The sequence below is a fragment of the Enterobacter sp. RIT418 genome (genome assembly GCF_003057745.1).
Lineage (GTDB): Bacteria > Pseudomonadota > Gammaproteobacteria > Enterobacterales > Enterobacteriaceae > Enterobacter.
Genome location: NZ_QBJD02000009.1, coordinates 1 through 17,492, shown reverse-complemented (window position 1 = coordinate 17,492; position 17,492 = coordinate 1). Strand labels below are relative to the sequence as shown.

14 protein-coding genes and 1 pseudogene are annotated in these 17,492 nt (G+C 55.9%); 11 read left to right on the top strand and 4 right to left on the bottom strand.

Annotated elements, in window-relative coordinates; all coding sequences use genetic code 11:
* Positions 1–312 precede the first annotated feature (312 nt).
* Positions 313–831, top strand: a complete 519-nt coding sequence (gene ompX, locus DBY73_RS12120) for an outer membrane protein OmpX (RefSeq protein WP_112011395.1) — start codon at positions 313–315, stop codon at positions 829–831.
* Positions 832–1,022: 191 nt separating this feature from the next.
* On the opposite strand, the gene DBY73_RS12115 is transcribed toward ompX, so the two are convergent.
* Both DBY73_RS12115 and mntS read right to left on the bottom strand, forming a co-directional pair.
* Entirely contained in the window at positions 1,023–2,606 is a 1,584-nt protein-coding gene (locus DBY73_RS12115; protein WP_112011394.1) for a phosphoethanolamine transferase, read from the bottom strand.
* A 277-nt stretch (positions 2,607–2,883) separates the two neighbouring features.
* A complete protein-coding gene (gene mntS, locus DBY73_RS12110) occupies positions 2,884–3,012 on the bottom strand; it encodes a manganase accumulation protein MntS (RefSeq protein ID WP_032644847.1) in 129 nt (42 codons plus the stop codon).
* Between the two features lie 182 nt (positions 3,013–3,194).
* Here mntS and mntR point away from each other — a divergent pair, with 182 nt between their 5' ends.
* From mntR to DBY73_RS12065, 9 genes are all read left to right on the top strand, one after another.
* Positions 3,195–3,668, top strand: coding sequence for a manganese-binding transcriptional regulator MntR (gene mntR, locus DBY73_RS12105; protein ID WP_112011393.1), 474 nt, complete (start codon positions 3,195–3,197; stop codon positions 3,666–3,668).
* Positions 3,665–4,774 carry an anion transporter gene (locus DBY73_RS12100; protein ID WP_112011392.1) on the top strand — a complete coding sequence of 370 codons (1,110 nt, stop codon included), beginning with the start codon at positions 3,665–3,667 and terminating at the stop codon, positions 4,772–4,774. Before mntR ends, DBY73_RS12100 begins: the two co-directional genes overlap by 4 nt.
* A 100-nt stretch (positions 4,775–4,874) precedes the next feature.
* Complete coding sequence (locus DBY73_RS12095; RefSeq protein WP_112011391.1) at positions 4,875–5,969, top strand: HlyD family secretion protein; 1,095 nt, start codon at positions 4,875–4,877, stop codon at positions 5,967–5,969.
* On the top strand, positions 5,966–7,537 hold the full coding sequence (locus tag DBY73_RS12090; RefSeq protein WP_112011390.1) for a DHA2 family efflux MFS transporter permease subunit: 1,572 nt from the start codon (positions 5,966–5,968) through the stop codon (positions 7,535–7,537). The genes DBY73_RS12095 and DBY73_RS12090 overlap by 4 nt, the downstream gene beginning before the upstream one ends.
* The gene (locus tag DBY73_RS12085; RefSeq protein WP_112011389.1) at positions 7,537–9,060 is read left to right on the top strand and encodes an efflux transporter outer membrane subunit; all 1,524 of its coding nucleotides are present in this window, start codon (positions 7,537–7,539) and stop codon (positions 9,058–9,060) included. Before DBY73_RS12090 ends, DBY73_RS12085 begins: the two co-directional genes overlap by 1 nt.
* A 104-nt stretch (positions 9,061–9,164) precedes the next feature.
* Positions 9,165–10,205: an aldo/keto reductase gene (locus DBY73_RS12080; RefSeq protein WP_112011388.1), complete on the top strand. Its 1,041-nt coding sequence runs from the start codon at positions 9,165–9,167 to the stop codon at positions 10,203–10,205.
* 158 nt (positions 10,206–10,363) lie between these two features.
* Entirely contained in the window at positions 10,364–11,740 is a 1,377-nt protein-coding gene (locus DBY73_RS12075; protein ID WP_112011387.1) for a glycoside hydrolase family 1 protein, read from the top strand.
* 50 nt (positions 11,741–11,790) lie between these two features.
* A complete protein-coding gene (locus DBY73_RS12070) occupies positions 11,791–13,113 on the top strand; it encodes a PTS transporter subunit EIIC (RefSeq protein ID WP_112011386.1) in 1,323 nt (440 codons plus the stop codon).
* 16 nt (positions 13,114–13,129) lie between these two features.
* The gene (locus DBY73_RS12065; RefSeq protein ID WP_112011385.1) at positions 13,130–13,846 is read left to right on the top strand and encodes a GntR family transcriptional regulator; all 717 of its coding nucleotides are present in this window, start codon (positions 13,130–13,132) and stop codon (positions 13,844–13,846) included.
* A gap of 42 nt (positions 13,847–13,888) precedes the next feature.
* Here the strand turns inward: DBY73_RS12065 and ldtB are convergent, their stop codons facing one another.
* The gene (gene ldtB, locus DBY73_RS12060; RefSeq protein WP_112011384.1) at positions 13,889–14,809 is read right to left on the bottom strand and encodes a L,D-transpeptidase; all 921 of its coding nucleotides are present in this window, start codon (positions 14,807–14,809) and stop codon (positions 13,889–13,891) included.
* Positions 14,810–15,217: 408 nt separating this feature from the next.
* Positions 15,218–15,709 (bottom strand): annotated as a pseudogene (locus tag DBY73_RS12055) (winged helix-turn-helix domain-containing protein); the annotation flags it as partial.
* 276 nt (positions 15,710–15,985) lie between these two features.
* Between DBY73_RS12055 and DBY73_RS12050 the strand changes: the two are divergent.
* Positions 15,986–17,446 carry an N-6 DNA methylase gene (locus DBY73_RS12050; RefSeq protein ID WP_112011383.1) on the top strand — a complete coding sequence of 487 codons (1,461 nt, stop codon included), beginning with the start codon at positions 15,986–15,988 and terminating at the stop codon, positions 17,444–17,446.
* Positions 17,447–17,492 lie beyond the last annotated feature (46 nt).

Below are 17,492 nucleotides of genomic sequence, written 5' to 3'. Positions count from 1 at the left end.
GTGTAATGGAATTATGCTTCTGCGGTTGAGGGAATGTTGAAAAAAATCCTGCTTAACTCTATAAAATAGTGGCGGATTGCTGGATTTTTCGCCTGATAGATTAGGAATAATCTGGATGAATGTTTCAGCACGGACGCGCACTATTGGCGTTTTATCGTGATAATTCTATCTTAATTTAATAAGATAGCTAACGATGGAAACGTTCTGTTACAGGAAAGCATCCGTTAGACATCACGAATCTGAAAGAGTTTCACAAGATTTTTTGATATATTTAAAACTTACGGACTTACTAGTATCACATTTGAGGTGGTTATGAAAAAAATTGCATGTCTTTCAGCACTGGCCGCTGTTCTGGCTGTTTCCGCAGGTACCGCTGTAGCTGCTACTTCTACTGTAACCGGTGGTTACGCTCAGAGCGATATGCAGGGCGTGATGAACAAAGCTAGCGGTTTCAACCTGAAGTACCGCTACGAGCAGGATAACAACCCACTGGGCGTTATCGGCTCTTTCACCTACACCGAAAAAGATCGTTCTGAAGATGGCGCTTATAACAAAGGTCAGTACTACGGTATCACCGCTGGTCCTGCTTACCGCCTGAACGACTGGGCAAGCATCTACGGTGTTGTAGGTGTTGGCTACGGTAAATTCCAGCAGACCGAAAACGAATCTGCAAACCGTACAGCTAGCAACAGCGACTACGGCTTCTCCTACGGTGCGGGCCTGCAGTTCAACCCGTACGAAAACGTTGCTCTGGACTTCTCCTATGAGCAGAGCCGTATCCGCAACGTTGACGTTGGCACCTGGATCGCGGGCGTAGGTTACCGCTTCTAATCACTTCGGTGAGCCAGTATAAAAAATCCGCCCAATGTGGCGGATTTTTTTTATCGAAGATAAAAGCAAAGCGGCAACTCCAAGGTTGCCGCTTTTAGTGTTTGTTCCCCCTCACCCCAGCCCTCTCCCTAAATGGAGAGGGAGTATCCTGTGCCGGGTTGTAAAGAGTGGGGCTTCCTCAGCCCGCTCTGCTACTTACTCTTAATATCGAAGATATCCGTCCCTAAGTGGTTGTAGTCAACTTTCTGTAACTTAAAGTTGGTAACGTACACTGGGGGAGCTTTCTTGTTGGAGATAAACGGATACGCATTTTTTATCTCCTTCGCTGAAATCCCGGTCCACTGCGAGAAGAAGGCCAGGAAATCATTCGCCGAACGGCGCGCTTTAATGATGCGATGCGTCTTATCGTCGCTGGACAGCACCATAAACGGCACCTGGAAGTTCTGCTGGAATTTGTCGTCGTGCGCCAGGTACTGCACCGCTTTACCGCGCTCCTTGAAGGCCAGCCCGTGGTCAGAGAAATAGACCATCGAGAAGGTGTCGCCCGTATTGCGCAGCTGCGCGTAGAGTTTCGCGAGCAGGTCGTCGGTTTGCGTCATGGTGTACAGGTAGCACGACGTCTCTTTTGACTGCACAAACTCGGCGTATTTCCCCTGGGTACGGTCGCACGCCTGCGGGTGCGAACCCATCAGATGCAGGACAATCAGCTGCGGCTGGGTGCGCTGAGTCGCAAAGACCTGCGCGGTCATCTTCAGCAGGGCCTCGTCTTTGGTATTTTTATCCGCCTCGAAATCGCCGCTTTTCAAAAACTGAACTTCGTCCGCCCGCTTCGCAATGCTGGCAATCGCCGTATCGTATTCGCCGATCTGCCCCTGGTTGGAGAACCACCAGGTCTGGAACCCCGCGCGGTTTGCCAGGGTGACAACGTTATCCTGATACTGCGGTTTGCCGTCCACCACGCGATTGAGCGTCAGGCCCAGCGACTTCTGCGTCGAGCCGCTGGCTGCCACGTAGTCGGTAAACAGCGTGCCGTTAACCGAGCTGGCAAACGGGGTGTTATCCCAGTGGCCGCCAAACGCCCCCAGCGCATCGCGACGCGCGCTTTCACCGATCACCACCACGTAGGTGTGGTACTTCGGCTTCACCGCCAGCACGTTCCAGGTATCTTTCATATTTGACAGCTCGGCCATCCGCGCCTGCTCGTCGAGCACTTCCGCGTTGTTAACCACCACGTCTTTCATGAAGCGAAACACCGGATAGCCCGTGTCCTTGAGCTTGAACACGCCGCCCCATGCCAGGTTTTGCACCGGCGCAACGAAGAAGGTGCCCACGCTAAATGCCAGGCACAGGCTTTCCATTTTGCCCCACGCTTTTTTCTCCTCCGGCCTGCGGCGAACCGCAATCACGCCGAGGGCGAAGATGAACAGGCCGACCACGTAGCTGTACCACGGGAAGATCGTCAGGATCTCCGTGGACTCTTCCATGTTGGTGGAGTGCAGCGCCAGGAGGGTATTAAAGTTCGGCGAGCCGTAGGCCTGGCCAAACGGGAAATAGAGCGCCGCAATCAGCGAGCAGATCCCCAGCAGAATTTTCTGCGCGCGCGGCGCGGTTCGCCACAGCACATGGAGGATGCAGGTAAACGCGACGGCATAGAGCAGGCTGAACGGGTAGCCTAGGGCAAAGTTAATCAGCAGCGATTGCAGAAAATAAAATCCCGTCCACGGGCTTAAGGCCCGGCTGCGGGTAACAAGCGTTTCTTTAAGGGTTAAATTCATAGGTCACTATCATGAAAACGCCATGTGCTCACCCTGGCGCCAAGGGTCAAAGCCTGCCTGACAGTGCGTGGAGAGGGAATAGGGTCCGCTTCAGCGAGCCGCAAATTGTGCAGGGCTGCAAGAAGATAGTGCGAGCGCGAAATAAGGTCAACCGTTGTTAAACGGATGTTTTGCGAGAGGGGCTGCAAATCCGTAAAAAAGATCGGGTATTAGGCGGGCAGAGCCCAGTAGACGGGGGATTGTGACAAAAAAGTGAAGCGGCGTACCGCGACGCCGCTCAGTGGGAAGGTTTATCGTCCTGGTGCGGTTTGTTGTTAAACATATCGCACAGCATGTTCAACAGCATCAACCGTACCTTAAAGGGAGAGTGGGTAAACACGTTCATACACCTCTTAAATTCATTCATGTGACCTCCTGATTTCCGATCCCTTCGATCCGTGAAGGGTGACTGCATTACATACAGATATAGCACAGGCTATATTGTATAGCTATGGCTATTTCGTTAATTTTTTGTGCTTGTGGAGCTATGGTTTACAATGTGCGCTCCGTACAGGGCGCTGGAAGCGTCATCCCCATTGAGGAAGCACAATGAACCGTCGCGCAGGTAAGCCAACAACAAAAAAAACGACGCAACTGGTGAATGTTGAAGAGCATGTAGAAGGGTTCCGCCAGGTACGCGAGGCGCACCGCCGCGAGCTGATTGATGACTACGTAGAGCTGATTTCTGATTTAATTCGCGAAGTGGGCGAGGCGCGTCAGGTCGATATGGCCGCCCGGCTGGGCGTCTCGCAGCCAACGGTTGCCAAGATGTTAAAGCGGCTGGCATCCGTGGGGCTGATCGAAATGATCCCCTGGCGCGGCGTTTTCCTGACGCCGGAAGGTGAAAAGCTGGCGCAGGAGAGCCGCGAGCGCCACCAGATCGTCGAAAACTTTTTGCTGGTGCTGGGGGTCAGCCCGGAGATTGCCCGCCGGGATGCGGAAGGGATGGAACATCACGTCAGCGAAGAGACGCTGGTGAAGTTCCGCGAGTTCACGCTCAAATACGGTTCCTCCGCCGAATGAACATTCCCGGACTGCGTGCGCTGGCGCGCGATCGTTTCTTCCATCTTTTATTAATTATTGGCGCAGGCTTAAGCCTGTTTGTTCCCTTTGCGCCGCGCGCCTGGCCCGCGGCCATTGACTGGCGCACCATCATCACCCTGAGCGGCCTGATGATGCTGACCAAGGGTGTGGAGCTCAGCGGCTATTTTGACGTGCTGGGGCGCAAAATGGTTCGCCGCTTCGCGACCGAGCGCAGGCTGGCGCTGTTTATGGTCTTTTCCGCGGCGCTGCTCTCCACGTTCCTGACGAACGACGTGGCGCTGTTTATCGTGGTGCCGCTCACGCTCACGCTGCGCAAGCTGTGTGAAATTCCGGTTACGCGGCTGATTATCTTCGAAGCCCTGGCGGTGAACGCCGGGTCGCTGCTTACGCCCATCGGCAATCCGCAAAACATCCTCCTGTGGGGGCGCTCCGGGCTGTCTTTTGCCGCGTTTACCTGGCAGATGGCGCCGCTGGCGCTGGTGATGATGGCGTCGCTGCTGGCGGTCTGCTGGTTTGCGTTTCCGGATAAGAAGCTTCAGTACCATAGCGGCACGGCGGGACCGCAGTGGCAGCCGCGGCTGGTCTGGAGCTGCCTTGGCCTTTATATCGTTTTCCTGATCGCGCTGGAAATGAAGCTTGAGCTGGTGGGCGCGCTGCTGGTCGCCGCCGGGTTTTTAGCCCTGGCGCGGCGCGTGCTGGTGAGCGTTGACTGGACGCTGCTGCTGGTATTTATGGCGATGTTCATCGACGTGCACCTGCTGATTCAGCTGCCGGTGCTGCAAAGCGTTCTGCATGGTGTTGCGAGCCTGTCCGAACCTGGCCTGTGGCTCACGGCGATTGGCCTGTCGCAGTTTATCAGCAACGTGCCGTCGACCATTCTGCTGCTCAACTATGTTCCCCCCACCGCGCTGCTGGCCTGGGCGGTCAATATCGGCGGCTTTGGCCTGCTCCCCGGCTCGCTGGCAAACCTGATTGCCCTGCGCATGGCGAACGATCGCCGCATCTGGTGGCGCTTCCACCTGTGGTCGATTCCGATGCTTCTCTGGGCGGCGGCGATCGGATTCGGACTATTCCTTCTCATATAGTGCGTTATTTGTCAGTTTTTCCTGGCAAATGTATAGCAGCGTCCTAGCTTTAGTGAACGGCATAGTGTGATGCCGCTCACTGACAGGACCGTTGCTGACCATGGCAGAAGATCAAACTCCGCCTGCTGACGAGCAGGAAAAAAACAATAACGAACGCAAGCGCCCCGGGAAAAAACCGTTAATTATCCTCGGGATCGTCGTCGTGGTGATGATTATCGTGGCGCTGGTCTGGTGGTTGATGACCCGTAACGAAGAGACCACCGACGATGCCTTTACCGACGGCGACGTGGTGACGATTGCCCCCAAAGCGGCGGGCTACGTCACCGAGCTGCGGGTAAGGGATAACCAGCGCGTGAAAAAGGGCGACGTGCTGGTAACAATCGACCCACGCGACGCTACCGCGCAGCGCGACCAGGCGCAGGCCCAGCTTGGGCTGGCGATTGCCCAGCTCCACCAGGCGCAGGCGCAGCTGGCGCTCTCAAAGGTGCAATATCCCGCCCAGCGCGACGAAGCCAGGGCCCAGGTGCTGAAAGCCCAGGCCGACATGGCCAACGCGCAGGCGGAGTACCGCCGCCAGCGCGGCGTTGATCCGCGCGCGACCACCCAGCAAAGCATCGATTCGGCTAACGCCCAGCTGCGCAGCGCGCAGGCGGGCCTTGCCAGCGCGCAGGCGCAGCTGGAAGTGGCGGAGCAGGTTCAGCTGCAAATTCGCCAGCAGGAAACCAACGTTGAGGCCCGCGAACAGCAGGTAGAGCAGGCGAAAGCCCAGCTGGAAGCGGCGAATCTCAACCTCTCGTACACCGAGGTTCGCGCCCCGTTCGACGGCTTTGTGACCAAACGCAACGTTCAGCCGGGCACGCTGGTGCAGGCGGGCACGGCGCTGTTTTCACTGGTCTCCCCGAACGTGTGGGTGGTGGCCAACTTTAAGGAATCGCAGCTCGAGCGCATGAAGCCGGGCGATAAGGTCAGCGTGTCGGTGGATGCCTGGCCGGATATGGCGCTTGAAGGCCACGTTGACAGCATCCAGCAGGGCAGCGGCTCGCGCTTCTCCGCCTTCCCGTCGGAAAACGCGACCGGCAACTTCGTCAAAATCGTTCAGCGCGTGCCGGTCAAAATCGTCATTGATAAAGGGCTGGACCCGAACAGGCCGCTGCCGCTGGGGCTGTCGGTTGAGCCGAAGGTGACGGTGGAATGACGGACCATAGCCACGATAACTGGAAGCCCGCCAGCAACCCGTGGGCGGTGGCGATTGTGGTCACGCTGGCGGTGTTTATGGAAATCCTCGACACCACCATCGTTAACGTGGCGCTGCCGCACGTGGCGGGCTCGCTGTCGGCCAGCTACGACGAATCCACCTGGGTGTTAACCAGCTACCTTGTGGCAAACGGCATCGTGCTGCCGATCTCGGCCTTTCTGAGCCGGCTGTTTGGCCGCAAGCAGTTCTTCCTGATCTGCATCGTGATGTTCACCATCTGCTCGTTCCTCTGCGGCATTGCCACCGAGCTGTGGCAAATCATCCTGTTCCGCGTGATGCAGGGCTTCTTCGGCGGTGGCCTGCAGCCGACGCAGCAGTCGGTGCTGCTTGACTACTTCAAGCCGGAGGACCGGGGCAAGGCCTTTGGCCTCTCGTCGATTGCCATCATCGTGGCGCCGGTGCTTGGGCCGACGCTGGGCGGCTGGATCACCGATAACTATTCCTGGCGCTGGGTGTTCTTCATCAATATTCCGGTGGGGATCGTCACGGTGCTGGCGATCTACCAGCTGCTGGAAGACCCGCCGTGGGAGAGCAAATCAAAAGAGAAGCTCTCCGTCGACTGGACGGGGATCGGCCTGATCGCCCTTGGTCTGGGCTGCCTGCAGGTGATGCTCGATCGCGGGGAGGATGAGGACTGGTTCAACTCTAACTTTACCCGAACCTTCGCGGTATTAACGCTGATCGGCATCATCGGTGCGATCTACTGGCTTCTCTACGCCAAAAAGCCGGTGGTGGATCTGCACTGCATGAAGGACAGAAACTTTGCGGTCTCCAGCCTGCTGATGGCGGGAATGGCGATGATCCTGTACGGCAGCTCGGTGGTGATCCCGCAGCTGGCGCAGCAGGATTTGGGCTACACGGCAACGTGGTCGGGGCTGGTGCTGTCGCCCGGCGCTGTGCTGATCGTGCTGACCATCCCGCTGGTGCTGAAGCTGATGCCCATCGTGCAGACGCGCTGGATCATCGCCTTCGGCTTTACCTGCCTGGCGGCGTCGTTCTTCTGGTCGCGCACGCTGACGCCGGATATCGACTTCGAGACGCTGGTCCTGTTCCGCAGCGCCCAGTCGATCGGGCTCGGGTTCCTGTTTGTGCCGCTCACCACCATCGCCTTTATCTCGATTCCGAGGCGGCTCAACGCCGACGCCGCGGCGCTGTTCACCATGTTCCGCAACGTGGCGGGGTCGATTGGCATCTCGCTTTCTACGGCGGCGATCACCGAGCGCTCTCAGGCGCACAGCGCGCATCTGGCGTACCACGCGTCGCCGTTTAACGAGCAGTTCCAGCTGGCGATCCGTGAAAGCGCCCAAGCCATACAGAACTTCACCACCCAGGTTGGTGACCCGACGGGCATCGCCACCGGGCGCATGTACCAGACCATGATCGAACAGTCGCGCTTTCTGGCCTACATCGACGTCTTCACCCTCCTGAGCGCCGTGGCCTTGCTGCTGATTCCGTTTTGTTTGTTGCTCTCGCCGGTTAAGAGCGAGGGGAGTGCAGGAGCACACTGATGATACACAGACGTTTACACCCCCTGATGATAATGATGCTGCTGGTGGGCTGCGCCGTCGGGCCGGACTACCAGCCGCCCGCGCCGCAGGCGCCCGCCCGCTGGAACGACCCGGCGGATAGCGGCGTGAAGTCGAGAACGTCGGCCGCGGCCACCAACCCGCGCTGGTGGCAAACCTTTGGCTCGCCGCAGCTCGACGGCCTGATTGAGCGCGCCATTGCCGGGAACTTATCCCTGCAGCAAACGGTGCTGCGCATCGCCGGCGCGCGCGAGCAGATTAACCAGGCCGGGGGCGCGTTTTACCCGTCGGTAAACGGCAGTCTGCAGGCCACGCGACAGCAGCTCGGGCTGGAAGGTGAGCTGAAGTCCCACGGCGTATATGACCAGGTGGATGGCATCGATCCCAACCTGAAAGGCGCGCTGGGGCCGCTGACGCAGCCGATTAACCTCTACCAGGGCAGCTTTGACGCCCAGTGGGAGATTGACCTGTGGGGCAAGGTGCGCCGCCAGGTTGAGGCCGCCGAGGCGCAGCAGAAGGCGGCGATTGAGCAGCGTAACGACGCGCTGGTGTCGCTGGAAGCGGAGGTGGCGCGCGCCTGGCTACAGCTGCGCGGCGCGCAAAGCATCATCGCCACGCTCAACACCCAGATTGAGAGCGCGCAGCAGACGCTGGACCTCACCGAAAGCCGCCAGCGCGGCGGGCTGTCGCCGCAGATGGACGTGGAAAACGCCCGGGCCCAGCTCGGCAATCTTGAGGCGCAGCTGCCGCAGTACCAGGCGCAGGAGCGGCAGGCGATGAACGGCCTGGCGATCCTGCTCGGCAAGCCGCCGGGCGCGCTGGACGCGGAGCTACGCCCGGCCCAGCCGATGCCCGCGCTGCCGGATATCGTGCAGACGGGCATTCCGTCTACGCTGGCGCGCCGTCGCCCGGACGTGCGCGAGGCGGAGGCAAATCTTCATGCTGCCACGGCGCAGATCGGCGTGTCGGTGGCGCAGCTTTTCCCCAGCTTCACCCTTTCCGGGCAGTTTGGCCTGCGCAACAGCGAAACCAACTGGCTAACCGACTGGAGCAGCCACTTCTACAGCTTCGGGCCGCAGGTTTCGATCCCCATTTTCCAGGGGGGACGGCTGGTCTCCAGCGTGAAGGTCGCGCGGGCGCAGCAGGGGGCGGCGGTGCTGGACTATCGCCAGACGGTGCTGACCGCGCTCGGGGACGTGGAGAACGCGCTCGTCAGCTATCGCACCGACCAGCAGCGCGAGGCGGGGCTGGCAAAAACCATCGACGCGCTGCAAAACGCGTTTGATTTAGCGAGCGACAGCTACCGGCAGGGGATCGCCAGCTTTATCGACGTGCTCGACGCCCAGCGCCAGCTGGCGCAGGCCCAGCAGCAGCGCGCCCAGGCGCAGGTGCAGAGTTCGCTCGACCTGGTGGCGCTCTACAAGGCGCTCGGCGGCGGCTGGGAGCCGTATCAGCAGGTGCAATTGCCGGACTACAAGGTCTTCGGCGACGCGCCGCGCGCGTAACGATTCAGAGAATTGGGCAAGAAACGGACAGGAACGCCACATTCGCGATGGCTGAGCGGCGGGTATAACTATCAGGCACCCAAACGAAATGCGAGGAATGTCTTATGCGATATCAAAAACTGGGCAACACCGGCCTGTTTGTTTCTGAACTTTGCCTCGGCACCATGACCTTCGGCGGCGAAGGCGGCATGTGGGGCAAGATTGGCCAGCTGCAGCAAAGCGATGCCGAACGGCTGGTGGGCCGCGCCCTGGACGCGGGGATCAATTTTATCGACACCGCCGACGTCTACTCGGAAGGGCGCTCAGAGGAGATCCTCGGCCAGGCACTGAAAAACCTAAAGATCCCGCGTGAAAACGTGGTGGTCGCCACCAAGGCTTTCGGCGAGACGGGCACGGCGGGAGTGAACTCGCGCGGCAGCTCGCGCTATCACATCATCAACAGCGCCAAAGAGAGCCTGCGACGCCTGCAGCTCGATCACATCGATCTCTATCAGCTGCACGGCTTCGATCCGGCAACGCCAATCGAAGAGACGCTTTACGCGCTGGATAACCTGGTGCAGCACGGCCACGTGCGCTACGTCGGCGTCTCTAACTGGGCGGCGTGGCAGATTGCCAAAGCGCTGGGGATTTCCGAGCGTCTCGGGCTGTCGCGGTTTGCGTCGCTTCAGGCTTACTACACCATCGCCGGGCGCGATCTGGAGCGCGAGCTGGTGCCGATGATGCAGAGCGAGGGCGTGGGGCTGATGGTCTGGAGCCCGCTGGCGGGCGGGCTGCTGAGCGGGAAATATGGCCGCGACGGAACGAGCGAAGCGGGCAGCCGTCGCCTGGAGTTTGACTTCCCGCCGGTCAATAAAGATCGCGCCTTCGACTGCGTGGACGTGATGCGATCTATCGCCGAAAGCAAGGGCGTTTCCGTCGCGCAAATCGCGCTGGCCTGGCTGCTGCACCAGAAGGCGGTCACCAGCGTCATCATCGGGGCCAAACGCGTCGACCAGCTGGACGACAACCTTGCCGCCACGGGCATTCAGCTCAGCGAAGACGAACTGAAGCAGCTCGATGCCGTCAGCGCGCTGCCGCGCGAATATCCCGGCTGGATGCTGGAGCGTCAGGGCGAATACCGTCGCAACCAGTTAGCGCAGCAGTAACCTCCCTCCCCCGGTGGCGCTTGCGCTTACCGGGGCGAATTTCCCCCTGATTATTCAATCCTCCTCACAAAAAACGATCCCGATCTTTGATTGATTTTTCATTTTTAGCTATATGACTAGTCATGAAATTTAAATGACTAGTCATATGAGGGTAGAACATGAATCATTCACTGCCAGCCAACTTTTTATGGGGCAACTCCGTTTCCAGCATGCAGACGGAAGGGGCGTGGAACGAGGGCGGGAAGGGGATGTCCGTCTACGACATTCGCGAGGCCGGGGAAAACGTCTCCGACTGGAAGGTCGCCACCGACTCCTACCACCGCTATCGGGAAGACTTCGACCTGATGCAGGATCTCGGCATGAACTGCTACCGCTTCCAGATCTCCTGGAGCCGCGTCTGCCCGCAGGGCGACGGCGCGTTTAACGACGAAGGTATCGCCTTTTACGACCGCTTTATCGACGATCTGATCGCCCGCGGCATTGAGCCGATGATCTGCCTCTACCACTTTGATATGCCGCTGGCGCTGGCGCAGGAGTACAACGGCTTTAACGATCGCCGGGTGATGGACGCCTTCATCCGCTACGGCAAAAAGATGATCGACTGCTTCGGCGACCGGGTGAAGTACTGGCTGACCTTCAACGAGCAGAACATTTTCCACATGCCGATAGCGTTTCGCATTTCCGGCTATATGAAAGGGGAGGAAACCCTGCGCGAGCTGTATGAATTACAGCACCACACGATGGTGGCGCACATGGCGCTGACCGAGTATCTCCATCAGACCAGGCCGGGCCAGCTGATGGGCGGCATGCTGGCGCACCAGCTCATCTACCCGGCCACCTGCAGGCCGCGCGACATCTTCTGCGCCCAGCAGTACGACGAATTCCTCAACCAGAACCTGCTGCGCGTCTTTGCCGGTCAGGGCTACAGCCCGGCGGTGATGGCCGTTGTGGAGCAGGAAGGCTTTGGCGATATCTACCGCGCCGAGGATCTGGCGCTGTTCGCGCGCACCAAAAACGACTACATGGCCTTTAGCTACTACGCCAGCAAAACGCTGGACAGCGACGCCATCCCGGAAGGCACGCCGGTCAACTACTACCTCCAGCACGGCGAGAAAAATAACCCGTACCTTCAGGCCACCGAGTGGAACTGGCAGATCGACCCGCTGGGCTTTCGCACCATCATCACCCGCTACGCCAACGACTGGCGTATGCCTGTGTTCCCGATTGAAAACGGCATCGGCGTGATTGAGTCCTGGGACGGTGTCAATCCGATTGAAGACGATTACCGCGTCGACTATCACCGCGCGCACATTGAGGCCATGAAGGCAGCGATCTTCGAAGACGGCGCAGAGGTGATGGGCTACCTCGGCTGGGGCCTGATTGACATCCTTAGCTCGCAGGGGGACATGCGCAAGCGCTACGGCGTGGTCTATGTGAACCGCGAAAATCACGACCTGAAAGACCTGAAGCGCGTGCCGAAAAAAAGCTACGCGTGGCTGAAGCAGGTTATCCATACCAACGGACGCGAGATGTAAGCCGTACGCTGCCGGGCCGTTTTTGTGACTGATTGATGGGAATATCCGCTATGTCTGAAGCAAAAATTACACCGAACATGCAGTCCTTTGTCGACAGATTTGTTGAGTTTTCCGCGCGCCTGGCAAACCAGGTACACCTTCGCTCCCTGCGCGACGCCTTCGCCACGGTCATGCCGATTTTTATCCTCGCCGGGCTCGCGGTGCTGGTAAATAACGTGGTGTTTCCCTGGGTTCTGCACGGCGACGCGCTCGCGCAGTTTAAGGTGTGGGGCGAGGCGATTATCAACGGCACGCTGAACATCGCCGCGCTGCTGCTGGCGCCGATGATTGCCTGGTCGCTGGCGCGCAACAAAGATTTCGACAATCCGGTCTCGGCAGTGGTTATCGCCGTCAGCAGCTTTATCATCATGATGCCGATGCAGCTTCAGCTGACGCCCGTCGGCAGCCAGAGCGCGGTAAGCGTGGGGCAGGTGCTGTCGTTTGGCAATATCGGCAGCACGGGGATTTTCGCCGGCGTGCTGATTGGCCTGCTGTCGACGGAGATCTTTATCGCCATCTCGCGGCTGAAGGCGCTGCACATTTCGCTGGGGGAAAACGTGCCTCCGGCGGTGAGCAAATCATTCACCGCGCTGATCCCGACAATCATCACGCTCTCGCTTTTTGCCGTGCTGGCGGCGGTGCTGGCCAACGTGCTGCATACGGATCTGATCCACCTGATCACCACGTTTATTCAGCAGCCGCTGCGGCTGATCAACACCAGCCTGCCGGGCACCATTTTTATCTACAGCTTCGGCAATTTCCTGTTCACGCTGGGTATTCACCAGTCGGTGGTGAACAGCGTGATTCTGGAACCGTTCCTGCTGATTAATACCAACGAGAATATGCTGGCGTTCGCCAACGGTCAGCCGATCCCGCATATCATCAACAACATCTTTGTGCCGACGTTCGGCATGGTGGGCGGGACGGGCAGCACCATTTCGCTGCTGATCGCCATCTTCGTCTTCTCGCGCCAGCAGTCGGCGAAGCAGGTGGCGCGGCTGTCGCTGGCGCCCGGGCTGTTCAATATCAACGAGCCGGTGATTTTCGGCCTGCCGATCGTGTTCAACCTGCCGCTGATGATCCCGTTCGTGCTGCTGCCCGCCATCGGTATTTACTTTGCCTGGCTGTGCACCACGCTCGGTCTGATGTCGCGCTGCGTGGTAATGATCCCGTGGACCACGCCGCCTATCCTTAGCGCCTGGCTGGCGACGGCCGGAGACTGGCGCGCGGTGGTGGTGCAGTTGGCAATCATCGTTTTTGGTGTATTCTTCTACCTGCCTTTCCTCAAGATTGCCGAGCGAGTGGCGTTGAAAAACAGTGAGATAGCGAACTAACCATAAGGAAAGGGCGATGGCGGCGAAGTACATCACCATAGCGCGGGAAATCAAGAAACGCATTATCAGCCAGCAGTATGCCGCCAATGAACCGCTGCCGGACCAGTTTGCGCTGGCGGCGGAGTTCAGCACCAGCCGGATGACTATCCAGCAGGCGATGCGCCAGCTGATCGTTGAAGGGCTGGTCTATACCCGCCAGGGGCAGGGGACCTTTATCCGCAAAAATTTCCTCCAGCTTTCGCAGTGGGATCTTTCCGGCAGCGACTACTTCGGCGCCACCAAAACCTGGGCGCATCTGGGCACGGTCACCAGCCAGGTGGTCCACTTCGAACTCCGCTTCCCCAACGAGAAGGAGCAGGCCTCGCTGATGATTAACACCGATGCGCCGATCTATGATTTTATCCGCCTGCGCCTGCTGAACGGCGAGCCAATGTCGCTGGACTCCACCGTGATGCCGCTGAACCTGGTGCCGGGGCTGAACAAGAGCCACCTTGAAAGCTCGGTGTTTGGCTACGTGCAGGAGACGCTGGGGCTGAAAATAATGGGCTCGTATCGGGTGGTGCGGGCGCTAAAGCCCAATGAACTGGACATGCAGCATTTGGTCTGCGAACAGACCGATCCGGTGCTGGAGGTGGAGCAGGTGATCTATCTTGAGGACGGTACGCCGCTGGAGTACGCGCACTGCCACTATCGTTACGACCACGGCGGGATTGTGATCGTCAATAACGGATAAAAAAAAGCGGGCACCGAGGCCCGCTTTTTTCATGTTTCTCTGTTAGTTCAAACGCACCGGCATACCGGAGCGGTTCTGAACGGCCTGGTCAACGATTGTCGTCTCGACGTCAGCCTGAGAGGTCACGGCCTGCACCGCGCTGTTCAGGGTGATTGGCACGATTTCGTTGTTGTTGATCTGGTCTTCGCTGGTGGACAGCGGGTTGTGCACTTCAATGTAGCGGCTACCGTCCGGTTCAGAGGTCGCTTTCACCGGTTCGTTGATGAACTGCACGCGCGTTCCGACCGGCACGTTGTCGAACAGGAACTTGATGTCTTCGTTGCGCAGGCGCACGCAGCCGTGGCTGACGCGCAGGCCGATGCCGAAGTTGGCGTTGGTGCCGTGGATAGCGTACAGACGGCCAATATACAGCGCGTACAGGCCCATCGGGTTATCCGGGCCGGCAGGCACTACCGCTGGCAGCGGCTCGCCCGCAGCGATATATTCCGCGTGCATTTTGGCAGTTGGCGTCCAGGTTGGGCCCGCTTTCTTGCGCTCAACTTTGGTGGTCCAGTTCAGCGGGGTGTCTTTACCCAGCTGGCCAATACCGATTGGCAGCACGATCACGGTGTTGGTGCCTTTCGGGTAGTAGTACAGGCGCATTTCCGCGCTGTTGATCACGATACCTTCATGAACGGTATCCGGGAGGATCAGCTGCTGAGGGATATTCAGCACGGTCCCCGCTTTTGGCAGGTACGGGTCAACGCCCGGGTTTGCTTCCAGCATGTTGGACAGGCCGAGCTGATACTGCGCGGCAAAATACTCCAGCGGCTGGGTGTTGCCTTCCGGCACCGTCACCACCTGGTTTTCACCTACCAGACGGCTACCGTCTGTCGGCAGAGGATAAGTTACCGCAGAAGCGGTTTTGCAAAAACCTACTACGGCTAACGCCGCCGCAAAAAGCGTTGTTAATTTCATGTTCATGTTATGCGAGGTATCTTTGCCACTCTGGCGGTTAGTTGAGAAGTCTGAATCTGTGATGGGAGCGCATTATATGTGCATTCCTGCCCACAGGGAATTCAGATGTGTACGAAATCACATTTTTTTCGAATTTGTTAAAGTTTAGTGGATGGCTGCAACACGGGATCTCATTTCGGAATTGTGGCATAATGCCGCGTTTATCACACTTTTCGCAGGAATCTCCCCGTGTTAGTTACCAGCAACGTCACGATATAGTTTCAAAGTAACTAATTGTTTTTTTCATCTTTCTTACCTCCCTGATGAACTCATTACACATACATTACTATTGCTCTTCGCTGCATTGCACGTAAAATGACCAAAAATGAGCTTATTGAAAGAGTAGCGGCGACAGAGCCTGAGGGATACATTGCGGATTGCCGCCATCTTTTTATCTTTATAGGGGTCACGGATACGCAGAGTTGGCGCAGGGCCGCGCCACACAAGCCCGGCTGACAGCAACCAGCGGCGAACAGTTCCTAGATGTAACTGACATCCGGTTATCTCATTGATTTTTAACGCCAGTAGTTCTGTACTCCAGCGCGAGCGCTGGTAGCCAAAATCGCCGGGAGCGTGTTTTATCAGTTCACGTAATAATGTGCAGATATTCTCAAAAGGCCAGCGACGGGAAGGTCCTGTGGGTAATGATTTTAGGCTCTCAACACCCGATAACGTGAACCAGTTAATCCAGCGTCCATCGGATGAATGGGCGCAGCAGAGCGTACTGGCAACATCACTGACGCGGTCGCCCCGGTGCAGCATCAGCATGGCGGTCAGCCTGCGGGCATGGTTTTTATCACGTGTTTTATGGATAGTTTTATGCATCAGGCGTCGTTCGGTTCGGGGAATTGGTGCTATGATCGGCATCGCTCAGTCCGGTTGATGATAGGGTTGGTTTGGCGATTGATCAGATCGCACAATCCGGTCTGAGTTCCCTCAACGTAATCTACTATTCCGCGCAGCTATTTAGAATCAACAGGTAAAAATACTGCTGGTACACTTGAGAAGAGCCTGTTCCAGTGTGGAGAGCTAGCGGGGTGAAATACGCAGCATAATGTAACCAAGTTATCATTAACTTGAAAGTTGTAAAAAATACAGTAAAATGAAGACTAAAAGTAGCACACTTAAGATTGAGCGATAAAAATGCACGAACATATTACGGATAATTCTTTTCAAGGTTTTTTTACAGACGCCCATGACCTTAGAAATACAATGATTAGTTTGTTGGGAGATGTGTCTAATCAAAATATTATTGAACCTTGCTTCGGCGAGGGGGCATTTATAAAAAACCTAATAGGAAAACCTAAAAATATTGATGCTATTGATATTGACGAAAAACATTTTTTAAATGACTTAAAGATACACAACTGTAATTATTTTCATGCCGATTTTATCGATTATTTTGTTCAACCAAAAAATCGTAAAACTGTACTCCCAGACACTAAATATGATTCAACTATTTGCAACCCTCCTTACGGTTTAAAATTCTCACAAGAGTATAGAAAACTAATAAAAAAAGCATTCCCTAATGTATATGCCAAAGAATCTTATGCCTTATTTTTCTATTTTACTTTACAGAAATTAAAGAAAGGAGGGCGATATGTTTTTATTATCCCTGACACCTTCCTTACGAGCACGAATTTGAGATTTATGAGACATTTCATACTTGAATCAGCTAAACCAAGTCATATCATTCAGTTTAAAAGTAAGCGATTTGGTTCTGTTAATTTCGGTTACGGTAATATGTGCATTATCGCTGGTAATGTGGACACCCTTAGTGCTGATAGCGAAGTTAGTTGGATCGATGCAGTTGATTCAAATAAACCACTCTTACAATTACTAGAAACAGATCATACTATTGTACGTGGTGATTATTTTATTAATAACGCGGACAAAGCTTGGGTTAGTCCAAAATTATTTGAATCAATTAAAATATCTCGCGAAACTGTAACTCTGGGTGAAATTGCTGAGTGCAAAACAGGAATTTATACAGGTGATAACCAAAGATTTTGTGGGTATGACTCCGAAAATCCGCCAAAAAGAATCAATGGCCATCCTGTTGATTGGAGTCTAGTAAATATAACTCCAACTGAGCTTGAGAAGGAACATGGTATAGATTCAGATATCGCTTATGTGCCTTTTGTTCGAGGAGGTCATAGAAATATCTTTGAAGCTACCAATAGCTGTATTCGATGGGATCATGAAGCTGTCGCGTATTATTATGAAGATAAAAAGGCTAGGCTTCAAAACAAAGATTTTTATTTTAAAAAGGGACTTGCTATACCTATGGTTACCTCAGGAAGGCTAACAGCTTCAGAAATGGAAAACTGCATTTTTGACCAAGGTGTTGTTGGTGTTTTCGCTAAAAGGGCAGGCTACCATGATTTTTTATTGATTTATCTTAATCACCCATTTGCAACAGAACAAAAGTCCCTGGTATCACCTGGGGCTAATAACTCCGCAAACTATTTGAAGAGAATTAACGTTCCTAAGTTGTCCGAAGCTGAGCTGTTAGAAGCAAGCAAAATAGTCGAGTTAGCGAAAGTGCAAGGATGGGAAAAAACAGAAGATGAAAGAAATGATTTTATTTCTTCAGTCTTTTAAAAAAGGTGCACCATGTGCACCACGTTAGTATTACCAATCTAAATAA

Bases quoted from the DNA above. Each gene is read 5' to 3' on its own strand.
- ompX (WP_112011395.1), top strand. From the start codon at position 313: ATGAAAAAAATTGCATGTCTTTCAGCACTGGCCGCTGTTCTGGCTGTT.
- DBY73_RS12115 (WP_112011394.1), bottom strand. From the start codon at position 2,606: ATGAATTTAACCCTTAAAGAAACGCTTGTTACCCGCAGCCGGGCCTTA.
- mntS (WP_032644847.1), bottom strand. From the start codon at position 3,012: ATGAATGAATTTAAGAGGTGTATGAACGTGTTTACCCACTCTCCCTTT.
- mntR (WP_112011393.1), top strand. From the start codon at position 3,195: ATGAACCGTCGCGCAGGTAAGCCAACAACAAAAAAAACGACGCAACTG.
- DBY73_RS12100 (WP_112011392.1), top strand. From the start codon at position 3,665: ATGAACATTCCCGGACTGCGTGCGCTGGCGCGCGATCGTTTCTTCCAT.
- DBY73_RS12095 (WP_112011391.1), top strand. From the start codon at position 4,875: ATGGCAGAAGATCAAACTCCGCCTGCTGACGAGCAGGAAAAAAACAAT.
- DBY73_RS12090 (WP_112011390.1), top strand. From the start codon at position 5,966: ATGACGGACCATAGCCACGATAACTGGAAGCCCGCCAGCAACCCGTGG.
- DBY73_RS12085 (WP_112011389.1), top strand. From the start codon at position 7,537: ATGATACACAGACGTTTACACCCCCTGATGATAATGATGCTGCTGGTG.
- DBY73_RS12080 (WP_112011388.1), top strand. From the start codon at position 9,165: ATGCGATATCAAAAACTGGGCAACACCGGCCTGTTTGTTTCTGAACTT.
- DBY73_RS12075 (WP_112011387.1), top strand. From the start codon at position 10,364: ATGAATCATTCACTGCCAGCCAACTTTTTATGGGGCAACTCCGTTTCC.
- DBY73_RS12070 (WP_112011386.1), top strand. From the start codon at position 11,791: ATGTCTGAAGCAAAAATTACACCGAACATGCAGTCCTTTGTCGACAGA.
- DBY73_RS12065 (WP_112011385.1), top strand. From the start codon at position 13,130: ATGGCGGCGAAGTACATCACCATAGCGCGGGAAATCAAGAAACGCATT.
- ldtB (WP_112011384.1), bottom strand. From the start codon at position 14,809: ATGAACATGAAATTAACAACGCTTTTTGCGGCGGCGTTAGCCGTAGTA.
- DBY73_RS12050 (WP_112011383.1), top strand. From the start codon at position 15,986: ATGCACGAACATATTACGGATAATTCTTTTCAAGGTTTTTTTACAGAC.